This is a genomic window from Aeromonas veronii, from assembly GCF_040215105.1.
GTDB lineage: Bacteria > Pseudomonadota > Gammaproteobacteria > Enterobacterales > Aeromonadaceae > Aeromonas > Aeromonas veronii_G.
On record NZ_CP157875.1, the window covers coordinates 4,390,681 to 4,406,053 of the forward strand.

Here is a 15,373-nt window from a genome sequence, read left to right on the forward strand (position 1 = left end):
TGATGGATGAGAGAATGCGGATATTATCACGACGTCAGGCGACTGCCTGCATCTGGGTGGTCATGGCAATTTCGGCGCGGCGGCGTTTCTCCGCCTTGGCCATCAGATACCAGCTACCGAAGGTAAACAGCGATACCGACAGCAGGATCAGGCTGGCCACGGCGTTGATCTCGGGCTTCACGCCGAGGCGTACCGCCGAGAACACTTCCATCGGCAGCGTCGTCGCCCCCGGGCCGGAGACGAAGCTCGCCAGCACCAGATCATCGAGCGACAAGGCGAACGACATCATGCCCCCCGCCGCGAGCGATGGCGCAATCATGGGGATGGTGATCAGGAAGAACACCTTCCAGGGCTTGGCCCCCAGATCCATGGCCGCCTCCTCGATGGAGAGATCCAGCTCCCGCAGCCGTGCCGACACCACGATCGCCACATAGGCGGTACAGAAGGTCGTGTGGGCTATCCAGATGGTCACCATGCCCCGCTCCGCCGGCCAGCCTACCAGCTGGGCCATGGCCACGAACAGCAGCAGCAGGGAGAGACCGGTGATCACCTCCGGCATGACCAGAGGCGCCGTCACCATGCCGCCGAACAGGGTCCGGCCGCGGAAGTGCGGGATCCGGGTCAGCACGAAGGCTGCGACCGTCCCCAACGCGACCGCCGCGATGGCGGTGTAGAAGGCGATCTCGAGAGAGCGCAGCACAGAGCCTATCAACTGCTTGTTGTCGAGCAGGCCGAAGTACCATTTCAACGACCAGCCACCCCAGACCGTCACCAGCTTGGAGGCGTTGAAGGAGTAGATCACCATGATGACCATGGGCAGGTAGATGAACAGCAACCCCAGCCACAACATCAGGGTGGCAAAACTGAAACGCTTCATACCTTGCCCTCCAGCTCTTTGGCCTGGTTACGGTTGAACAGAATGATCGGTACGATCAGCACCGCCAGCATCACCACCGCCAGGGCGGACGCCACCGGCCAGTCGCGGTTGTTGAAGAACTCCTGCCACAGCACCTTGCCGATCATCAGGGTCTCGGGGCCGCCAAGCAGCTCGGGGATGACGAACTCCCCCACCACCGGGATGAACACCAGCATGCAACCAGCGATGATGCCGTTCTTGGAGAGGGGCACCGTGATCTGCCAGAACCGGGTCAGGTTGCGGGCGCCGAGATCGGAGGCTGCCTCCAGCAGGCTCTGGTCATGTTTCACCAGGTTGGCATAGAGCGGCAGCACCATGAACGGCAGGTAGGAGTATACGATGCCGATGTAGACCGCCAGGTTGGTGTTGAGGATGGTCAGCGGCTCGTTGATGAGGCCAATCCCCATCAGCAGGCTGTTGAGCAAGCCGTTGTTGCTGAGGATCCCCATCCAGGCGTAAACCCGGATAAGGATCGCCGTCCAGGTCGGCATCATGATGAGCAGCAGCAGGACGGTCTGGGTCTCCTTCTTCGCCCGGGCGATGGAGTAGGCCATGGGGTAGCCGATCAGCAGGCAGAGAACAGTGCTGACGAAGGCCATCTTGAGGGAGCCCAGATAGGCGGCAAGATAGAGCTCGTCGTCCAGCAGCAACAGATAGTTGCCCATGTGTAGCAATATGGTGAGCTGCTCATCCGCCCAGCTTACCACGTCCGTGTAGGGCGGGATGGCCACGTCCGCTTCCGCGAAGCTGATCTTCACGACGATGATGAAGGGCAGCAGGAAGAACAGGAACAGCCAGAAGAAGGGGATGCCGATCACCAGCTGGCGCCCGCCCAGTTTCTTCAGTCTTCGCAATGACTTCATGATTGCAGCACCACGCCGCTGTCATCTTCCCAATAGAGGAACACCTGGTCATCCCAGGTCGGCCGCTTGCCGTGGCGTTCGGCGTTGGCGATGAAGGCCTGCACGATTTTGCCCGAGGGCAACTGGATGTGGTAAACGGAGTGTCCGCCAAGATAGGCGATGTCGTAGACCTGCCCCTTGGTCCAGTTGAAGTCCGGATGCTCTATCTCCACCGGCTTTTGCAGGCTCATCAGCAGCTTTTCTGGCCGCAGGGCATAGGTCACCTTCTTGTTCTCGGCGCGAGAACTGATGCCGTGGCCCACGTAGATGGGCTGCTCCAGATCCGCACAGGCGATGGTGGCATGGTCCTGTTCATCTTCCACCAGCAGGCCGTCAAACAGGTTGACGTTGCCGATGAACTCGCACACCAGCCGGCTGGCCGGAGTCTCGTAGATATCCATGGGGCTGCCAATCTGCTCGATGCAACCGAGGTGCATGATGGCAATCCGCTCGGCCATGGTCATGGCCTCTTCCTGATCGTGGGTCACCATGACGCAGGTCACGCCGACCCGTTCAATGATCTCCACCAGCTCGAGTTGCATCTGGGAGCGCAGCTTCTTGTCCAGCGCCCCCATGGGCTCGTCCAGCAGCAGCAGCTTGGGACGCTTGGCCAGCGAACGGGCCAGCGCTACCCGCTGACGCTGGCCACCGGAGAGCTGGTGTGGCTTGCGACGGGCGTACTGGGTCATCTGCACCAGCTTGAGCATCTCCTCGACCCTGGCATCGATCTCGGCCTTGGGCAGACTGTCCTGCTTGAGGCCAAAGGCGATGTTCTGCGCCACCGTCATGTGGGGGAACAGGGCGTAGGACTGGAACATCATGTTGATCGGACGCTCGTAGGGTGGCATGTCGGTAATATCGACGCCATCCAGGAACAGCCGTCCCTCGGTGGGGCGTTCAAACCCGGCCAGCATCCGCAGCAAGGTGGACTTGCCGGAGCCAGAGCCCCCCAACAGGGCGAAGATCTCGCCCTTGTGGATGTTGAGGGACACGTTGTCGACCGCCAGCGTTTCGTCGAACTGCTTGCTTACCCTGTCTATTTTGACCAGCACTTCTTTACGCTGCTGGCTGCCCTCGAGGGCTTTCTTGTAGGCACTGGAGGCTATCGCCATCACCAAACTCCCAAACGTGTTACCGGCCGGGGCCGATCCATCAATACAATCTGGCGCCCCGGGATGGGCGCCAAGGTTAGGTTCCGGACTTGATCTTGGTCCAACTCCGGGTGATCAGGCGCTGCACTGAACGGGGATGGGCTTCCTGCACATACAACCGCTCCAGCACCGCCTGGGGGGGATAGACTGACTCATCATCACGCACCTGCTTGTCCATGTACTCGCCCGCCTTGGTGTTGGGGTTGGCATACCCCACGTAGTCGCTCACCTTGGCGATCACCTGCGGATCGAGAATGTAGTTGATCAGGGCATGGGCTTCTTTGACATTGGTGGCATCCGCCGGGATAGCCATCATGTCGAACCAGAGATTGCCGCCTTCTTTCGGAATGCTGTAGGCGATATTGATCCCCTTGCCCGCTTCCTTGGCACGGGCCGCCGCCTGCAAGATGTCACCGGAGAAGCCGGCGGCCACGCAGATGTCGCCGTTGGCGAGATCCGCGATGTACTTGGAGGAGTGGAAGTAAGCGATATAAGGGCGCACCTTCAGCAGTTGCGCCTCGGCCCGCTTGATGTCAGCCGAATCATGGCTGTTGGGGTTGAGCCCCAGATAGTTGAGGGCCGCCGGGATCATCTCGTCCGCCGAGTCGAGGAAGGCGACGCCGCAACTGGACAGCTTCTTCATGTTTTCCGGCTCGAAGATGGTCGCCCAGGAGTCGATCTTGTCGATCCCCAGCACGGCTTTGACCTTCTCGACGTTGTAGCCGATGCCGTTGGTACCCCACAGGTAGGGCACGGCGTACTGATGACCCGGATCCACCTTGTCGAGCTGCTTGAGCAGCAGGGGATCCAGATTGACCATATTGGGCAGCAGGGCGGGATCCAGTTTCTGGAATGCCCCCGCCTTGATCTGCTTGGCCAGGAAATTGTTGGAGGGCACGACCAGATCGTAACCGGTACGGCCGGTCAGCAGCTTGCCTTCCAGCGTCTCGTTGGAGTCAAACACGTCATAGACGGTCTTGATCCCGGTCTTCTGCTGGAAGTCACTGAGGGTGGTCTCGCCGATATAGTCGGACCAGTTGTAAAAATGAACCACAGGGGCTGCCTGGGCCAGATTTGCAAACCCCAGGGTCAGGGCCAGCGTCGCTATCTTGGTCATGTGCACTTGTTCAGTCCTCTCATTGTGTGATTTATCCGTCGCGCATCCTTACGCGCCGTCCAACCTGTCGGGTGGGTCACCACCCTCCCGGCCGAACTGCGGACCGGGAGGGGTACTCGTCACTTACTTACCTGATTTGATCTTGGTCCAGCTGCGGGTCATCAGACGCTGCACCTTGGCCGGCAGATCCGGGAAGGTGTAGATCTTCGCCAGGGTCGCCTCGCTCGGGTAGATGCCCGGATCGTTGCGGATCGCTTCGGACACCAGCGGCACGGACGCCTTGTTCCCGCTCGGGTAGCTGACCGCGTCGGAGATCTTGGCGATCACCTCGGGCTGCATCAGATAGTTCAGGAACACATGGGCCGATTCCACGTTCTTCGCATCTGCCGGAATAGCCAGCATGTCGAAGAAGCTGCCTGCCCCCTCTTTTGGGATCACATAGGTCAGATTGACGCCGTTCTTGGCCTCAATCGCCCGGGACTTGGACTGCTGCAAGTCACCGGAGTAACCGACCGCCACGCACAGGTTGCCGTTGGCTAGATCCGAAATGTACTTGGAGGAGTGGAAATAGGCGGTATAGGGACGGATGGAGAGGAACAGCTCCTCAGCCTTCTTCAACTCGTCCGGCTTCTGGCTATCCGGCTTGAAGCCCAGGTATTGCAGGGCGGCTGGCAGCATTTCGGTCGGTGAGTCGAGGAAGGAGACACCGCACTCCTTCAACTTGGCCATGTTTTCCGGCTTGAACACCAGATCCCAGGAGTCCACCGGCGCATCCGCACCCAGTACGGCTTTCACCTTCTCTGGGTTGTAGGCGTAACCGATGGTGCCCCACAGGTAAGGGATGGAGTACTGGTTACCCGGGTCGCTCGGCTCGAGCGCCTTCAGCAACGCGGTATCCAGGTTTTTCCAGTTGGAGAGTTTGGACTTGTCCAGTTTCTGGAAGACGCCTGCCTTGATCTGCTTGGCCAGGAAGGGGTTCGACGGCACCACGATGTCATAACCTGAACTGCCCGCCAGCAACTTGGCTTCCAGCACCTCGTTGCTGTCGAACACGTCATAGATCACCTTGATGCCCGTCTCTTTCTGGAAATCTTCCAGCGTCGTCGGCGCGATGTAATCGCTCCAGTTGTAGACGTGCAGCACCTTCTCGTCGGCCATCGCCCCGGTACTCATCATGACCAGCGCCACGGAAGCAGCCATCATTCCCTTTTTAAAAGACATAGTCCTTGTCTCCTAAGCAAATTGTATGCGTAAGCCAATCTGCCCGGTCACAGCCTATTCCCGCAGCTTTGCCGCTGTCAGATCCAGACTGATCCTGGCCAGTTTGACCAATTCATCCACCTGTTCCTCGGTGATCACCAAGGGGGGCGATATGATCATGGTATCGCCGACCGCCCTCATCACCAAGCCATTGTTAAAGCAGAACTCCCGACAGGTCATCCCGGCTTGAAGCTCAGCCGGGAAACGGCGTTTCGTCTGTTTGTCCTGCACTATTTCCAACGCGGCGACCAGACCCTTGCCACGGGTTTCCCCCACCAGCGGGTGATCGGCCAACTCGCTCCAGCGGCGCTGCAAATAGGGGCCGATGTTATCATGAACGCGCTTAACTATGCTCTCACTTTGCATAAGCTGGATATTGGCAATGGCCACGGCACAGGCCACCGGATGACCGGAGTAGGTGAAGCCGTGATTGAACTCTCCCCCTTCTTCCACCAGTACCTTGGCGACCCTGTCTCCCACCATCACGGCACCCATCGGCAGATAGCCCGAGGTGATGCCCTTGGCCAGACACATCAGGTCCGGTTTGATGCCAAAGCCTTCGCTCGCAAACCAGTGACCGGTGCGCCCGAAGCCGCAGATCACCTCGTCCGCGATGAGCAGGATGCCGTACTTGTCGCAAATGCGCTGGATCTCGGGCCAGTAGCTGGCGGGGGGGATGATGACACCACCGGCGCCCTGGATGGGCTCACCGATGAAGGCGGCCACCTTGTCCACGCCCAGTTCGAGGATCTTCTTCTCCAGCTGGCCGGCACGCTCCAATCCGAATGCCTCGGCACTCATCCCCTCCCCCTCACCGAAGTGATAGGGCTGATCGATGTGGACTATGCCGGGGATGGGCAGGCCGCCCTGGGCATGCATGCCCTTCATGCCGCCGAGGCTGGCACCGGCCACGGTGGAGCCGTGGTAGGCATTGTGGCGGCTGATGATCACCTGCTTGTCCGGCTGGCCCTTGCTGGCCCAGTAATGGCGCACCATGCGCAGCACGGTATCGTTGCATTCGGAACCCGAGCCGGTGAAGAAGACGTGGTTGAGATGGGCCGGGGCCACCTCGGCCAGCAGGGTCGCCAGCTCGGCTGCGGGCGGATGGCTGGTCTGGAAGAAGAGGTTGTAATAGGGCAGTTGCTGCATCTGCCGGGTGGCGGCATCCACCAGCTCCTGGCGGCCATAGCCCATGTTGACGCACCACAGGCCCGCCATCCCGTCCAGGATGCGGCGCCCGTCGGAGTCTTCCAGATAGACCCCCTCAGCCTTGGTGATGATGCGACTGCCCTTCTTGTTCAGGGCCTGAAAATCGGTAAAGGGGTGCAGATGGTGGCTGGCGTCCAGTTGTTGCCACTCACGGGTACTGTGCTGCATTGCTTGCTCCTCGGTTCCTTCGATTTAGCGATTTAGACGATGTTCGTTATGGATCAATGAGGTGGGCAGCAAAGCACAGGCGCTCGGCTGCGCTGACGGCACCCCGGTTCCATCATTCTGAAGCGATATATTATTGTGCTGCTGTGACGGGGCGATGGCGCTTTCGCACACGGGTCACGGCGTCAGCCTTGACGGCTGGTGATTGACAGGGGAAGCCGGCGCCGGCTTCCCCTGAGGCGGGGTCACACGTTCAGCAACAGGAATTCCCGTTCCCAGCGGCTGATCACCCCGAAGTAGGTCTCGTACTCCTTGCGTTTGACCGCGACGAAGGCGCGGATGAAACGCTCCCCCAGCATGTCCTTGATGGGCTCGCACTGCTCCAGATGGCTCAGGGATTCCTCCAGGGAGCGGGGCAGGCTGTAGGGCAGGTCATAGGCACTCGCCTTCATCTCCTGCATGGGCTCGAGCTTCTCCAGCATGCCGAGGTAGCCGCAAGCCAGGGTGGCCGCCAGCGCCAGATAGGGGTTGGCGTCCGCCCCGGCGAAGCGGTTCTCCACCCGTCGCGCGCTCGGCTCGGAGAAGGGTACCCGCAGGCCGCAGGTCCGGTTCTCCACTCCCCACTGCACGTTGCGCGGAGCGCTCTCACCGAAGGTGAGACGGCGGTAGGAGTTGACGTTCGGCGCCAGCAGCGCGGTCACCGCCGGGGTGTATTTCTGCAGACCGGCGATGAAGTGCATGAACAGGGCGGAGTTGCCCCCCTCGCTGGTACCGAACAGGTTGTGACCGTCCATGTCCTCCAGGCTCTGGTGGATGTGCATGGCGGAGCCCGGCTCGTCGCTCATGGGCTTGGCCATGAAGGTGGCATAGATGCCATGGCGATGGGCGGCTTCCCGCATGGTGCGCTTGAACAGAAACACCTGGTCGGCGAGGTCGATGGCATCGCCGTGCAGGAAGTTGATCTCCATCTGGGCGGCACCGGACTCGTGGATCAGGGTGTCCACCTCCAGCTCCTGGGCCTCGCAGTAGTCGTACATGTCCTCGAAGATGGGATCGAATTCGTTGACCGCATCGATGCTGAAGGACTGGCGGGCCGTTTCCGGACGACCATTGCGGCCCACCGGCGGTACCAGGGGATAGTCGGGGTCTTCGTTGCGCTTGACCAGGTAGAATTCGAGCTCGGGAGCGACCACCGGCTTCCAGCCCTGCTTCTCATAGAATGACAGGACCCGGCGCAGCACGGAGCGCGGCGCGATGTCGATGAGCTTGCCATTGATGTCGAAACAGTCGTGGATCACCTGAGCAGTCGGCTCAAGGGCCCAGGGCACGAAACGAATGGTATTGGGATCGGGGTAGAGCTGCATGTCCCGCTCCAGCGGGTCAATCATGCTGTCGTCATCCGGATACTCCCCGGTCACCGTCTGGGTGAAGATGACCTCGGGTAGCCGCATGCCCCCTTCGCGCAGAAATTTGTTGGCTGGGATGATCTTGCCTCGGGCATTGCCGGTGAAATCCGGAAACAAACACTCCACCTCGGTGATGCGATTGCTCTCCATCCAGCCCTTGATACTGTCCATGTTAAACCCCGACTCTACGGTTGCCATTGGCAAGGGTGTCTAATATAAGGAACACCCTTGTTAAGAAAATGTAATCAGTAACACCATAAAAGCCCGTGACAAAGCCCTTTGTCAAGCGATGGTGTTTAAAAAACTATAAACAATGGCCTATATAATGACCATGTCGACACCAAATACTAAACACCTTGTGTCGCGATCAGCTTACTGCAAAGGCGATGCCAACGACCGCCGCTACAGCCCGGCTTCTCAGTCATACCTTGTCAGATGAGGACCATTTCTTTGTAGGGACGCACACTCTTTATCCGATTTACTTTGCATGCCTGCATTTTTTTGGTACAAGGCCCGCCCTGATTTGCACTCTCCTGCATGGAATTGGTGCAAAACGGGATACAAGGGCTTGGTCTGCAGACAGACAGCCCCCATAAATGGGAAAAATTGGGAAACTGACTGGTAGAAAACCATATGTGTGATTTCATGACTGAAGACCAGCTGACCTTCTACAAGGGTCAGATCGAGCGCCAAATCATCGAGCTCGAGGAGCGTCTCAACTCTCAAGCCAGCCAGGCCATCGCCACCGATACCAACGAGATGGCCGATGAAATTGACCGTGCCAGCGTCGAGGAGGCCCGCCGTCTGGAGCTGAACCGCATCGAGCACGACAAGTTGCACCTGCGCAAACTGAAAGGGGCGTTGAAACGCATCAACGAAGGGGACTTTGGCTACTGCGAATCCTGCGGTGACGAGATCTCCCTGAAGCGGTTGCAGGCTCGCCCTGAATCCCGCTTCTGCGTCGAGTGTCAGAGCACCAAGGAATTCAACGATACCCACGTGTTCCGCCGGGTCGCCTGACTCGGCCTGATGCCGCCCGGAGCATCCCTGCATCGCCAAGACGCCGAGCGACCGGTGTGCATGCAGGCGTATCAGGATGCGGGCGGCGCCAGCAGTTCACTCACGGCATCACAGCCAGAGCGTGGCAAGTTCTGTTAGACTCCGGGCAAGTCTTGGAATCTCACAGGAGCGCAGAGAGTGAAATGGCTCATCAGGCTGTGTTTGTGCCTGCCACTGCTGGCACAAGCACAGACCCTCACCGTCAAGGTCCCCAGCCGGCCCGTCAATCAACTCGATAACGACTATCAGCTCAAGCTGCTGGAGCTGGCGCTCACCCGTGCCGACCAGCCGTTCAAACTTGAGCAGGTCGAGCTCAATCTCAACCAGTTCAGCCTGCAGCAGGAACTCAGCAAGGGCAAAAACATCAATGTGTACTGGATGGGAACCTCCAGTGCCCTCGAATCCTCCCTCATTCCGGTCCCCATCCCGCTGTTTCGCGGGCTGGAGGGGTTGCGGCTCTCCTTCATCCACGCCGATGCCCAGGAGAAGTTCAACCAGGTCAACAGCCTCGCCGACCTCAAGAAGCTGAAGGCGGCGCAGGGGGTCGGCTGGGCCGACAACAAGATCCTGGAACTGGCGGGGATCCCCACCTATGCCGGCCGCTACAACAATCTATTCCGCCTCATCAATGACGGTGACAAGCTCGATTTCTTCCCCCGCAATGTGGTGGAGATCTTCGCCGAGCGGGCCGAACTGAGCGCCCAGTACCCCAACCTCGCCGTCGAGCAACACCTGCTGCTGCGCTACCCCTTCGCCGAATTCTTCTTCGTCAGTCCAGAGAGCCCCAAGCTGGCCAAGGCGATCCAGACCGGCCTTGAGCGCGCCTATGCCGATGGCAGCTTCATGAAGTTCTTCCGCGAGAATCCCAAGATCCGCGAGGCCCTGGCCAGCGCGAACCTGGAGGGTCGCCTCACCATCCCTCTGACCAACCCGGACATGACGCCGCTACTCCGAAGCATTCCGGCCCAGTACTGGGATTATCCACCGGTGCAGTCACCTTCGCCCGCACCCTGACAGCCATGACCGCCCCCCTGCCGCACACCCGGGCTCGGGGCGGCTCAGGGAACCAGAGCCATCCAGGATGGATGGCAGACCCGCGTCACCACAGCACCAGGGAGGTGCCATGAAACGACTCGAACAATGGTTCAGCGACTACGGTCAGAGCCACCGCCATCCGGTCAACATCGCCATCCACAAGGTGGCGGTGCCCGGCATCTATCTGTGCGGGCTGGCCCTGCTCTGGTGCCTGCCCGTTGGCCCACTGCCTTTTGGCATCAACTGGGCCATGGTGGCGGCCATCCCGGTGCTGCTGTTCTACCTGCGTCTCTCACTTCCGTTGTTCTTCGGCATGGCGGTCCTCACCGGCCTCGGTCTGCTGGCCTGCCAGTGGTGGCAAGGGCCTCTTTTGCTGCCGGCGCTCATCGGCTTCGTGGTACTCTGGATCTCCCAGTTTGTCGGCCATCAGATCGAGGGCAAGCGGCCCTCCTTCCTCGCCGACCTGCAATTTCTGCTGATCGGCCCCGCCTGGGTGCTGGCCAGCCTCTATCGCCGCTTGGGCCTCCCCTATTGAGGCCAGGAGAAATCACATGTCCTACCGCATCCTGTCCCTGCTGCTGACCCTGCTGATCACCGGTCCCGCCCTCGCGGACAAGGCCGACCCCATCGGCGAGGTGAGCACCGCCTTCAAGCTGGTGGGCCCCAATCACAAGATAGTGATCGAGGCATTCGACGACCCCAAGATTGCCGGCATCGCCTGCTATCTGGCGCGGCCCAAGACCGGGGGCGTCAAGGGCGGGCTCGGGCTGGCGGAAGATCCCTCTCACGCGTCTCTCTCCTGCCACCAGACAGGCCCCATCACCCTGCCCGCCAAGCTGAAAGCCGGGGAGGAGGTGTTCGACGTCAACACCTCCCTGGTGTTCAAGGAGCAGAAAGTGGTGCGCTTTTACGACGAAAAACGCAACGCCCTGGTTTATCTGACTTACAGCACCAAGCTAGTGGATGGTTCTTACAAGAGTGCGGTGAGCGCGGTTCCCATCATGCCCTGGGGCTAATTCCCCACGATTTATCCCGTGATGAAGGCCGACGGTTGTTGTAATTTAACCACATCGATATCTGCGGAGAGCGCACCATGAAAGTCGCCGTTTTCAGTACCAAGAGCTATGACAAGGAACACTTCCATCAGGCCAACAGCCAGTACGGCTTCGAGCTGGAGTTCTTCGACGTGCGGCTGGAGGCCAAGACCGCCCGTCTTGCCCACCACTTCCCCGTGGTCTGCCTGTTCGTCAACGACGATGCCGACCGGGAGGTGCTGACCGATCTGGCCGCCAACGGCACCAAAGTGATCGCCTTGCGCTGCGCCGGTTACAACAACGTGGATCTGGTCGCCGCCAAGGAGCTGGGGCTGAAAGTGGTGCGCGTGCCCGCCTACTCCCCGGAGGCGGTGGCCGAGCACGCGGTGGGGCTGATGATGACCCTCAACCGCCGCATCCATAAGGCCTATCAGCGTACCCGCGACGCCAACTTCTCCCTGGAAGGGCTGGTGGGCTTCAACATGCACGGCCGTACCGCCGGCATCATCGGCACCGGCAAGATCGGCATCGCCACCCTGCGCATCCTCAAGGGCTTCGGCATGCGCCTGCTGGTGAGCGATCCCTATCCGAACCAGGCAGCCATCGATCTCGGTGCCGAATACGTGGATCTCGACACCCTGTTCCGCCAGTCCGACGTCATCAGCCTGCACTGCCCCCTGTTCAAGGAGAACTACCACCTGCTGAACAAGGAGGCCTTCGCCAAGATGAAGGACGGGGTGATGATCATCAACACCAGCCGCGGCGGCCTGCTCGACTCCAACGCCGCCATCGAGGCCCTCAAGACCGCCCGCATCGGCGCCCTGGGGCTGGACGTCTACGAGGAGGAGGAAGATCTCTTCTTCTCCGACAAGTCCAACGAGGTGATCACCGACGACGTCTTCCGCCGACTGTCCGCCTGCCACAACGTGCTGTTCACCGGCCACCAGGCCTTCCTGACCCGGGAGGCGCTGCACGCCATCGCCGACACCACCCTCAGCAACATCCAGGCCATCGAGCGCCAGGGCCACTGCGACAACGAAGTGGAATAAACCACCCGCCATTCAGCCGCGCCGGGTTGTGAGACCCGGCGCCTTCGGGTAGGCTACCAGCCCTTTTTTGAACAGGAGCCTGGCCGCCCATGTTTATCGGATTTGATTACGGTACCTCCAACTGCGCCGTTGCCGTGATGGAGCAAGGCAGCCCCCGGCTGCTGACCCTGTCAGGCTCCCGCTACCTCCCCTCCACCCTGCATGCCCCCCACAGAGATGCCATCGCAGGCCTCTTGGCGGAGCGGCTGACCCCTGCCCGGCAGAGCGAATATCTCAAGCTGCGTGGCCCCGTGGTCACCCGGGCCCAGGCGGTGCGTCGCCAGATGCGCGAAGAGGGCCTGAACGACGAGCTCAGCTTCGGCAACGCGGCCCTCGAGCGCTATCTGGAGGAGCCGGACGACGGCTACTACATCAAGTCGCCGAAATCCTTCCTCGGCGCCTACGGTCTCAAGGCCCCCCAGATCGCCCTGTTCGAGGACATCGTCTGCGCCATGATGCTGCAGGTGCGCGAAGAGGCGGAGCAGCAGCTGGGCCAGCCGGTGCGCAGCGCCGTCATCGGCCGTCCGGTCAACTTCCAGGGACTGGCGGGGGAGGAGAGCAACCGCCAGGCCATCGCCATCCTGACCGAGGCGGCCCGCCTCGCCGGGTTCGAGCAGGTGGAGTTCCTCTATGAACCGGTGGCGGCCGGTTTCGAATTCGAGGCCCGCCTCGACGAGGATGCCGTGGTGCTGGTGGTGGACATCGGCGGCGGTACCACCGACTGCTCCATGCTGCGCATGGGCCCGAGCCATCGCGATCGGCTGGATCGCAGCGGCGATCTGCTCAGCCACAGTGGCCAGCGCATCGGCGGCAACGACTTCGACATCCGGCTGACGGTGGAGGGCATGATGCCGCTGCTCGGCATGCACGAGACCCTCAAGACCGGCAAGCCCCTGCCCCACCCCCTGTTCTGGGACGCGGCCGCCATCAACGACGTCAGCGCCCAGAACCGCTTCTACAGCCTGGATACCGCTCGCCAGCTCCAAGACCTGCAACTCGACAGCCAGCCCGGCACCAAGCTCGCCCGTCTCGCCAGCCTGCGGGCCCACAAGCTGAGCCACCAGCTGGTGTGGCGTGCCGAGCAGGGCAAGATCGCCCTCTCCGACCACGAGCTCAATCAGCAATCCCTGAGCGAGCTGGAGAAAGGGTTAGCAGCGGAACTCAGCCGTAATCAGCTGGCCTCTGCCTCTGCCCCGCTGCTGGAGAAGATTGGCGAGTTGATGGATGAGGCCATCACCGCCGCCGGCGTGCAACCGGACCGGATCTTCATCACCGGCGGCAGCGCCAAGTCGCCCCTCATCAAGGCGTTCATTCGCCACAAGCTTCCCGAGACCCCGCTGGAAGGGGGCGATGACTTCGGCTCGGTGGCATCTGGCCTGGCCCGTTATGCCGAGCGGCTGTTCGCCGGCGCCTAAGCGCGATATGAGAGCAAAAGGGGCCACATTGTGGCCCCTTTTTCGTCCGACGAGGCTCGGCCGGGGCGGGTGTTGCCATTTACCGACACCCCTCCCGCACAGGGGGCGACAGAAGCGGTCGGTGCTCCCCCTGCCCGCCCTGCCCCGGGGCCCGGGGTGTAGGTATGCTTGTCACTCCCATCACCGGAGCCCCAGCAATGCCCAGAATGTTGTTACTCCTGCTCGCCCTGCTCCTGCTCAGCGCCTGCAGCAGTACGCCTCGCTTCGCCCAGCAAGACTTGCAGCACCATCACTGGGTGCTCGACAGGCTGGATGGTCAACCCGTTGCCAGCGGCCCGGACAACCGTCCCGACATCGAGATTGGCGAGCACTTCACCGTCAACGGCATCGCCGGTTGCAACCGCTACTTTGGCCAGGGCAACCTCGAAGGCAACAGGTTCTGGGTCAGCAGCCTCGGCAGCACCGCCATGGCCTGCCAGCCCCAGCTCGATCTGATCGAGCAGGCCGTCCTCGCCACCCTGATAGAAGGGGCCACCCTGGACGGTTCTCAGGAGGCTCTGATCCTGCAGGGAAAACGGCACCGTTTGGAATACAAGCTGCGGGACTGGGTGTTCTAACCGCCTTTCGCACTCACGAAATCTGAGCCCCTCACAGGAACAACTGACCAGGCTGTGGCACAATATGAGGCACTGTTCGCAATGGAGGCTGCCTCAGCCATGTCGATGGATCGCCTGTTTGACAAGATCAAACAACTGCCCACTATTCCCAAGCTGCTGCACGAGCTGATGCAGAGCTTCAGCGACGAGAATGCGCGCATCGACGAGATCGCGGCCAAGATCGCCATGGACCAGGTGATCAGCGTCAAGGTGCTGCGCATGGCCAATTCGGCCGCCCTGCGCCGGGGCAACGAGGTCACCTCCATCGAGCAGGCGGTGATCCGGCTTGGCTTCAACCGGTTGCGTTCCGTGGTGGTGGCCTCCGGCATCATCAGCAGCTTCAAGGCTCCCCCCAGTTTCGACAAGCACCACTTCTGGACCCAGACCTTCCAGGTCGCCACCATAGCCCGCACCCTGGCCCAGCAGACCAGGGTCGTGGATGCGGAGACCGCCTTCACCTGCGCCCTCATCCACAACATCGGCGAACTGCTGATCCAGAGCACCCTGCCGGAAGAGGCCGAGCTCATCAATCTGGCCATGGAGAAGGGCAGCAGCCGGGTCGATGCCCAGCGGGAGATGCTGGGGTACGACTATGCCCAGCTCGGCGCCGAGCTGGCGCGGCGCTGGAACCTGGCGGAATCCTTCGTCGATGCCATCGCCCAGCAGCTGGATCCCCTCTCCTATCGGCCGGTCAGCAAGGAGGCGGTGCTGATCCGCCTCGCCGTCTTCGTCTCCTTCGCCTGGCATGCCAGGGTACCGGCCCAGGCCATCATCAGCCGCTTCCCCAAGCCGCTGGCGGACGAACTGGGACTGGATCCCGCCACCCTGGGTTCCCAGCTCGAGCAGCTCCATGAGCAGGGCAATGCCCTTGCCGATCTGCTCACCCAATAGACTCACACCGGCGTGGCCAGAACGGACAGGATCCGCGTCCCATTCTGGTCAACCCGCACATACACAAGA

The 15,373-nt window shown here is 61.1% G+C and carries 15 protein-coding genes; 8 read left to right on the forward strand and 7 right to left on the reverse strand.

The features are described from left to right. Window positions 1-34 precede the first annotated feature (34 nt). The 7 genes from ABNP46_RS20300 to ABNP46_RS20330 all read right to left on the reverse strand — a co-directional run bounded on the left by ABNP46_RS20300 (window position 35) and on the right by ABNP46_RS20330 (window position 8,297). Window positions 35-877 carry an ABC transporter permease subunit gene (locus ABNP46_RS20300; RefSeq protein ID WP_349920228.1) on the reverse strand — a complete coding sequence of 281 codons (843 nt, stop codon included), beginning with the start codon at window positions 875-877 and terminating at the stop codon, window positions 35-37. After that, complete coding sequence (locus tag ABNP46_RS20305) at window positions 874-1,779, reverse strand: ABC transporter permease subunit (protein ID WP_349920229.1); 906 nt, start codon at window positions 1,777-1,779, stop codon at window positions 874-876. Before ABNP46_RS20305 ends, ABNP46_RS20300 begins: the two co-directional genes overlap by 4 nt. Further along, window positions 1,776-2,930 carry a polyamine ABC transporter ATP-binding protein gene (gene potA, locus ABNP46_RS20310; RefSeq protein ID WP_349920231.1) on the reverse strand — a complete coding sequence of 385 codons (1,155 nt, stop codon included), beginning with the start codon at window positions 2,928-2,930 and terminating at the stop codon, window positions 1,776-1,778. Before potA ends, ABNP46_RS20305 begins: the two co-directional genes overlap by 4 nt. Before the next feature lie 76 nt (window positions 2,931-3,006). Next, window positions 3,007-4,086 (reverse strand): polyamine ABC transporter substrate-binding protein, encoded by a 1,080-nt coding sequence (locus ABNP46_RS20315; protein ID WP_434476164.1) that lies wholly within the window; start codon window positions 4,084-4,086, stop codon window positions 3,007-3,009. Window positions 4,087-4,209: 123 nt separating this feature from the next. Continuing rightward, window positions 4,210-5,307, reverse strand: coding sequence for an extracellular solute-binding protein (locus ABNP46_RS20320; RefSeq protein ID WP_349920235.1), 1,098 nt, complete (start codon window positions 5,305-5,307; stop codon window positions 4,210-4,212). A gap of 54 nt (window positions 5,308-5,361) precedes the next feature. Beyond that, window positions 5,362-6,723: an aspartate aminotransferase family protein gene (locus tag ABNP46_RS20325; protein ID WP_349920237.1), complete on the reverse strand. Its 1,362-nt coding sequence runs from the start codon at window positions 6,721-6,723 to the stop codon at window positions 5,362-5,364. Between the two features lie 242 nt (window positions 6,724-6,965). Beyond that, a complete protein-coding gene (locus ABNP46_RS20330; RefSeq protein WP_349920239.1) occupies window positions 6,966-8,297 on the reverse strand; it encodes a glutamine synthetase family protein in 1,332 nt (443 codons plus the stop codon). Between the two features lie 462 nt (window positions 8,298-8,759). Between ABNP46_RS20330 and ABNP46_RS20335 the strand changes: the two genes are divergently transcribed. From ABNP46_RS20335 to ABNP46_RS20370, 8 genes are all read left to right on the forward strand, one after another. After that, a complete protein-coding gene (locus tag ABNP46_RS20335; protein ID WP_349920241.1) occupies window positions 8,760-9,146 on the forward strand; it encodes a TraR/DksA family transcriptional regulator in 387 nt (128 codons plus the stop codon). Between the two features lie 177 nt (window positions 9,147-9,323). Next, window positions 9,324-10,199, forward strand: coding sequence for a hypothetical protein (locus tag ABNP46_RS20340; RefSeq protein ID WP_349920243.1), 876 nt, complete (start codon window positions 9,324-9,326; stop codon window positions 10,197-10,199). Between the two features lie 109 nt (window positions 10,200-10,308). Next, entirely contained in the window at window positions 10,309-10,755 is a 447-nt protein-coding gene (locus tag ABNP46_RS20345) for a DUF962 domain-containing protein (protein ID WP_349920245.1), read from the forward strand. A 16-nt stretch (window positions 10,756-10,771) separates the two neighbouring features. After that, window positions 10,772-11,236 carry a CreA family protein gene (locus ABNP46_RS20350; protein WP_349920247.1) on the forward strand — a complete coding sequence of 155 codons (465 nt, stop codon included), beginning with the start codon at window positions 10,772-10,774 and terminating at the stop codon, window positions 11,234-11,236. Between the two features lie 77 nt (window positions 11,237-11,313). Then, complete coding sequence (locus tag ABNP46_RS20355) at window positions 11,314-12,303, forward strand: 2-hydroxyacid dehydrogenase (RefSeq protein ID WP_349920249.1); 990 nt, start codon at window positions 11,314-11,316, stop codon at window positions 12,301-12,303. 89 nt (window positions 12,304-12,392) lie between these two features. Beyond that, window positions 12,393-13,757, forward strand: coding sequence for a molecular chaperone (gene yegD / locus ABNP46_RS20360; RefSeq protein WP_349920251.1), 1,365 nt, complete (start codon window positions 12,393-12,395; stop codon window positions 13,755-13,757). Between the two features lie 197 nt (window positions 13,758-13,954). Then, window positions 13,955-14,374, forward strand: coding sequence for an META domain-containing protein (locus ABNP46_RS20365; protein WP_349920253.1), 420 nt, complete (start codon window positions 13,955-13,957; stop codon window positions 14,372-14,374). An 81-nt stretch (window positions 14,375-14,455) separates the two neighbouring features. Further along, complete coding sequence (locus tag ABNP46_RS20370) at window positions 14,456-15,304, forward strand: HDOD domain-containing protein (RefSeq protein WP_349920255.1); 849 nt, start codon at window positions 14,456-14,458, stop codon at window positions 15,302-15,304. Window positions 15,305-15,373 lie beyond the last annotated feature (69 nt).

What these genes read in the sequence shown, in the direction of transcription:
- ABNP46_RS20300 (WP_349920228.1), bottom strand. Translation starts at nt 877, where the DNA reads ATGAAGCGTTTCAGTTTTGCCACCCTGATGTTGTGGCTGGGGTTGCTG.
- ABNP46_RS20305 (WP_349920229.1), bottom strand. Translation starts at nt 1,779, where the DNA reads ATGAAGTCATTGCGAAGACTGAAGAAACTGGGCGGGCGCCAGCTGGTG.
- potA (WP_349920231.1), bottom strand. Translation starts at nt 2,930, where the DNA reads ATGGCGATAGCCTCCAGTGCCTACAAGAAAGCCCTCGAGGGCAGCCAG.
- ABNP46_RS20315 (WP_434476164.1), bottom strand. Translation starts at nt 4,086, where the DNA reads ATGACCAAGATAGCGACGCTGGCCCTGACCCTGGGGTTTGCAAATCTG.
- ABNP46_RS20320 (WP_349920235.1), bottom strand. Translation starts at nt 5,307, where the DNA reads ATGTCTTTTAAAAAGGGAATGATGGCTGCTTCCGTGGCGCTGGTCATG.
- ABNP46_RS20325 (WP_349920237.1), bottom strand. Translation starts at nt 6,723, where the DNA reads ATGCAGCACAGTACCCGTGAGTGGCAACAACTGGACGCCAGCCACCAT.
- ABNP46_RS20330 (WP_349920239.1), bottom strand. Translation starts at nt 8,297, where the DNA reads ATGGACAGTATCAAGGGCTGGATGGAGAGCAATCGCATCACCGAGGTG.
- ABNP46_RS20335 (WP_349920241.1), top strand. Translation starts at nt 8,760, where the DNA reads ATGTGTGATTTCATGACTGAAGACCAGCTGACCTTCTACAAGGGTCAG.
- ABNP46_RS20345 (WP_349920245.1), top strand. Translation starts at nt 10,309, where the DNA reads ATGAAACGACTCGAACAATGGTTCAGCGACTACGGTCAGAGCCACCGC.
- ABNP46_RS20350 (WP_349920247.1), top strand. Translation starts at nt 10,772, where the DNA reads ATGTCCTACCGCATCCTGTCCCTGCTGCTGACCCTGCTGATCACCGGT.
- ABNP46_RS20355 (WP_349920249.1), top strand. Translation starts at nt 11,314, where the DNA reads ATGAAAGTCGCCGTTTTCAGTACCAAGAGCTATGACAAGGAACACTTC.
- yegD (WP_349920251.1), top strand. Translation starts at nt 12,393, where the DNA reads ATGTTTATCGGATTTGATTACGGTACCTCCAACTGCGCCGTTGCCGTG.
- ABNP46_RS20365 (WP_349920253.1), top strand. Translation starts at nt 13,955, where the DNA reads ATGCCCAGAATGTTGTTACTCCTGCTCGCCCTGCTCCTGCTCAGCGCC.
- ABNP46_RS20370 (WP_349920255.1), top strand. Translation starts at nt 14,456, where the DNA reads ATGGAGGCTGCCTCAGCCATGTCGATGGATCGCCTGTTTGACAAGATC.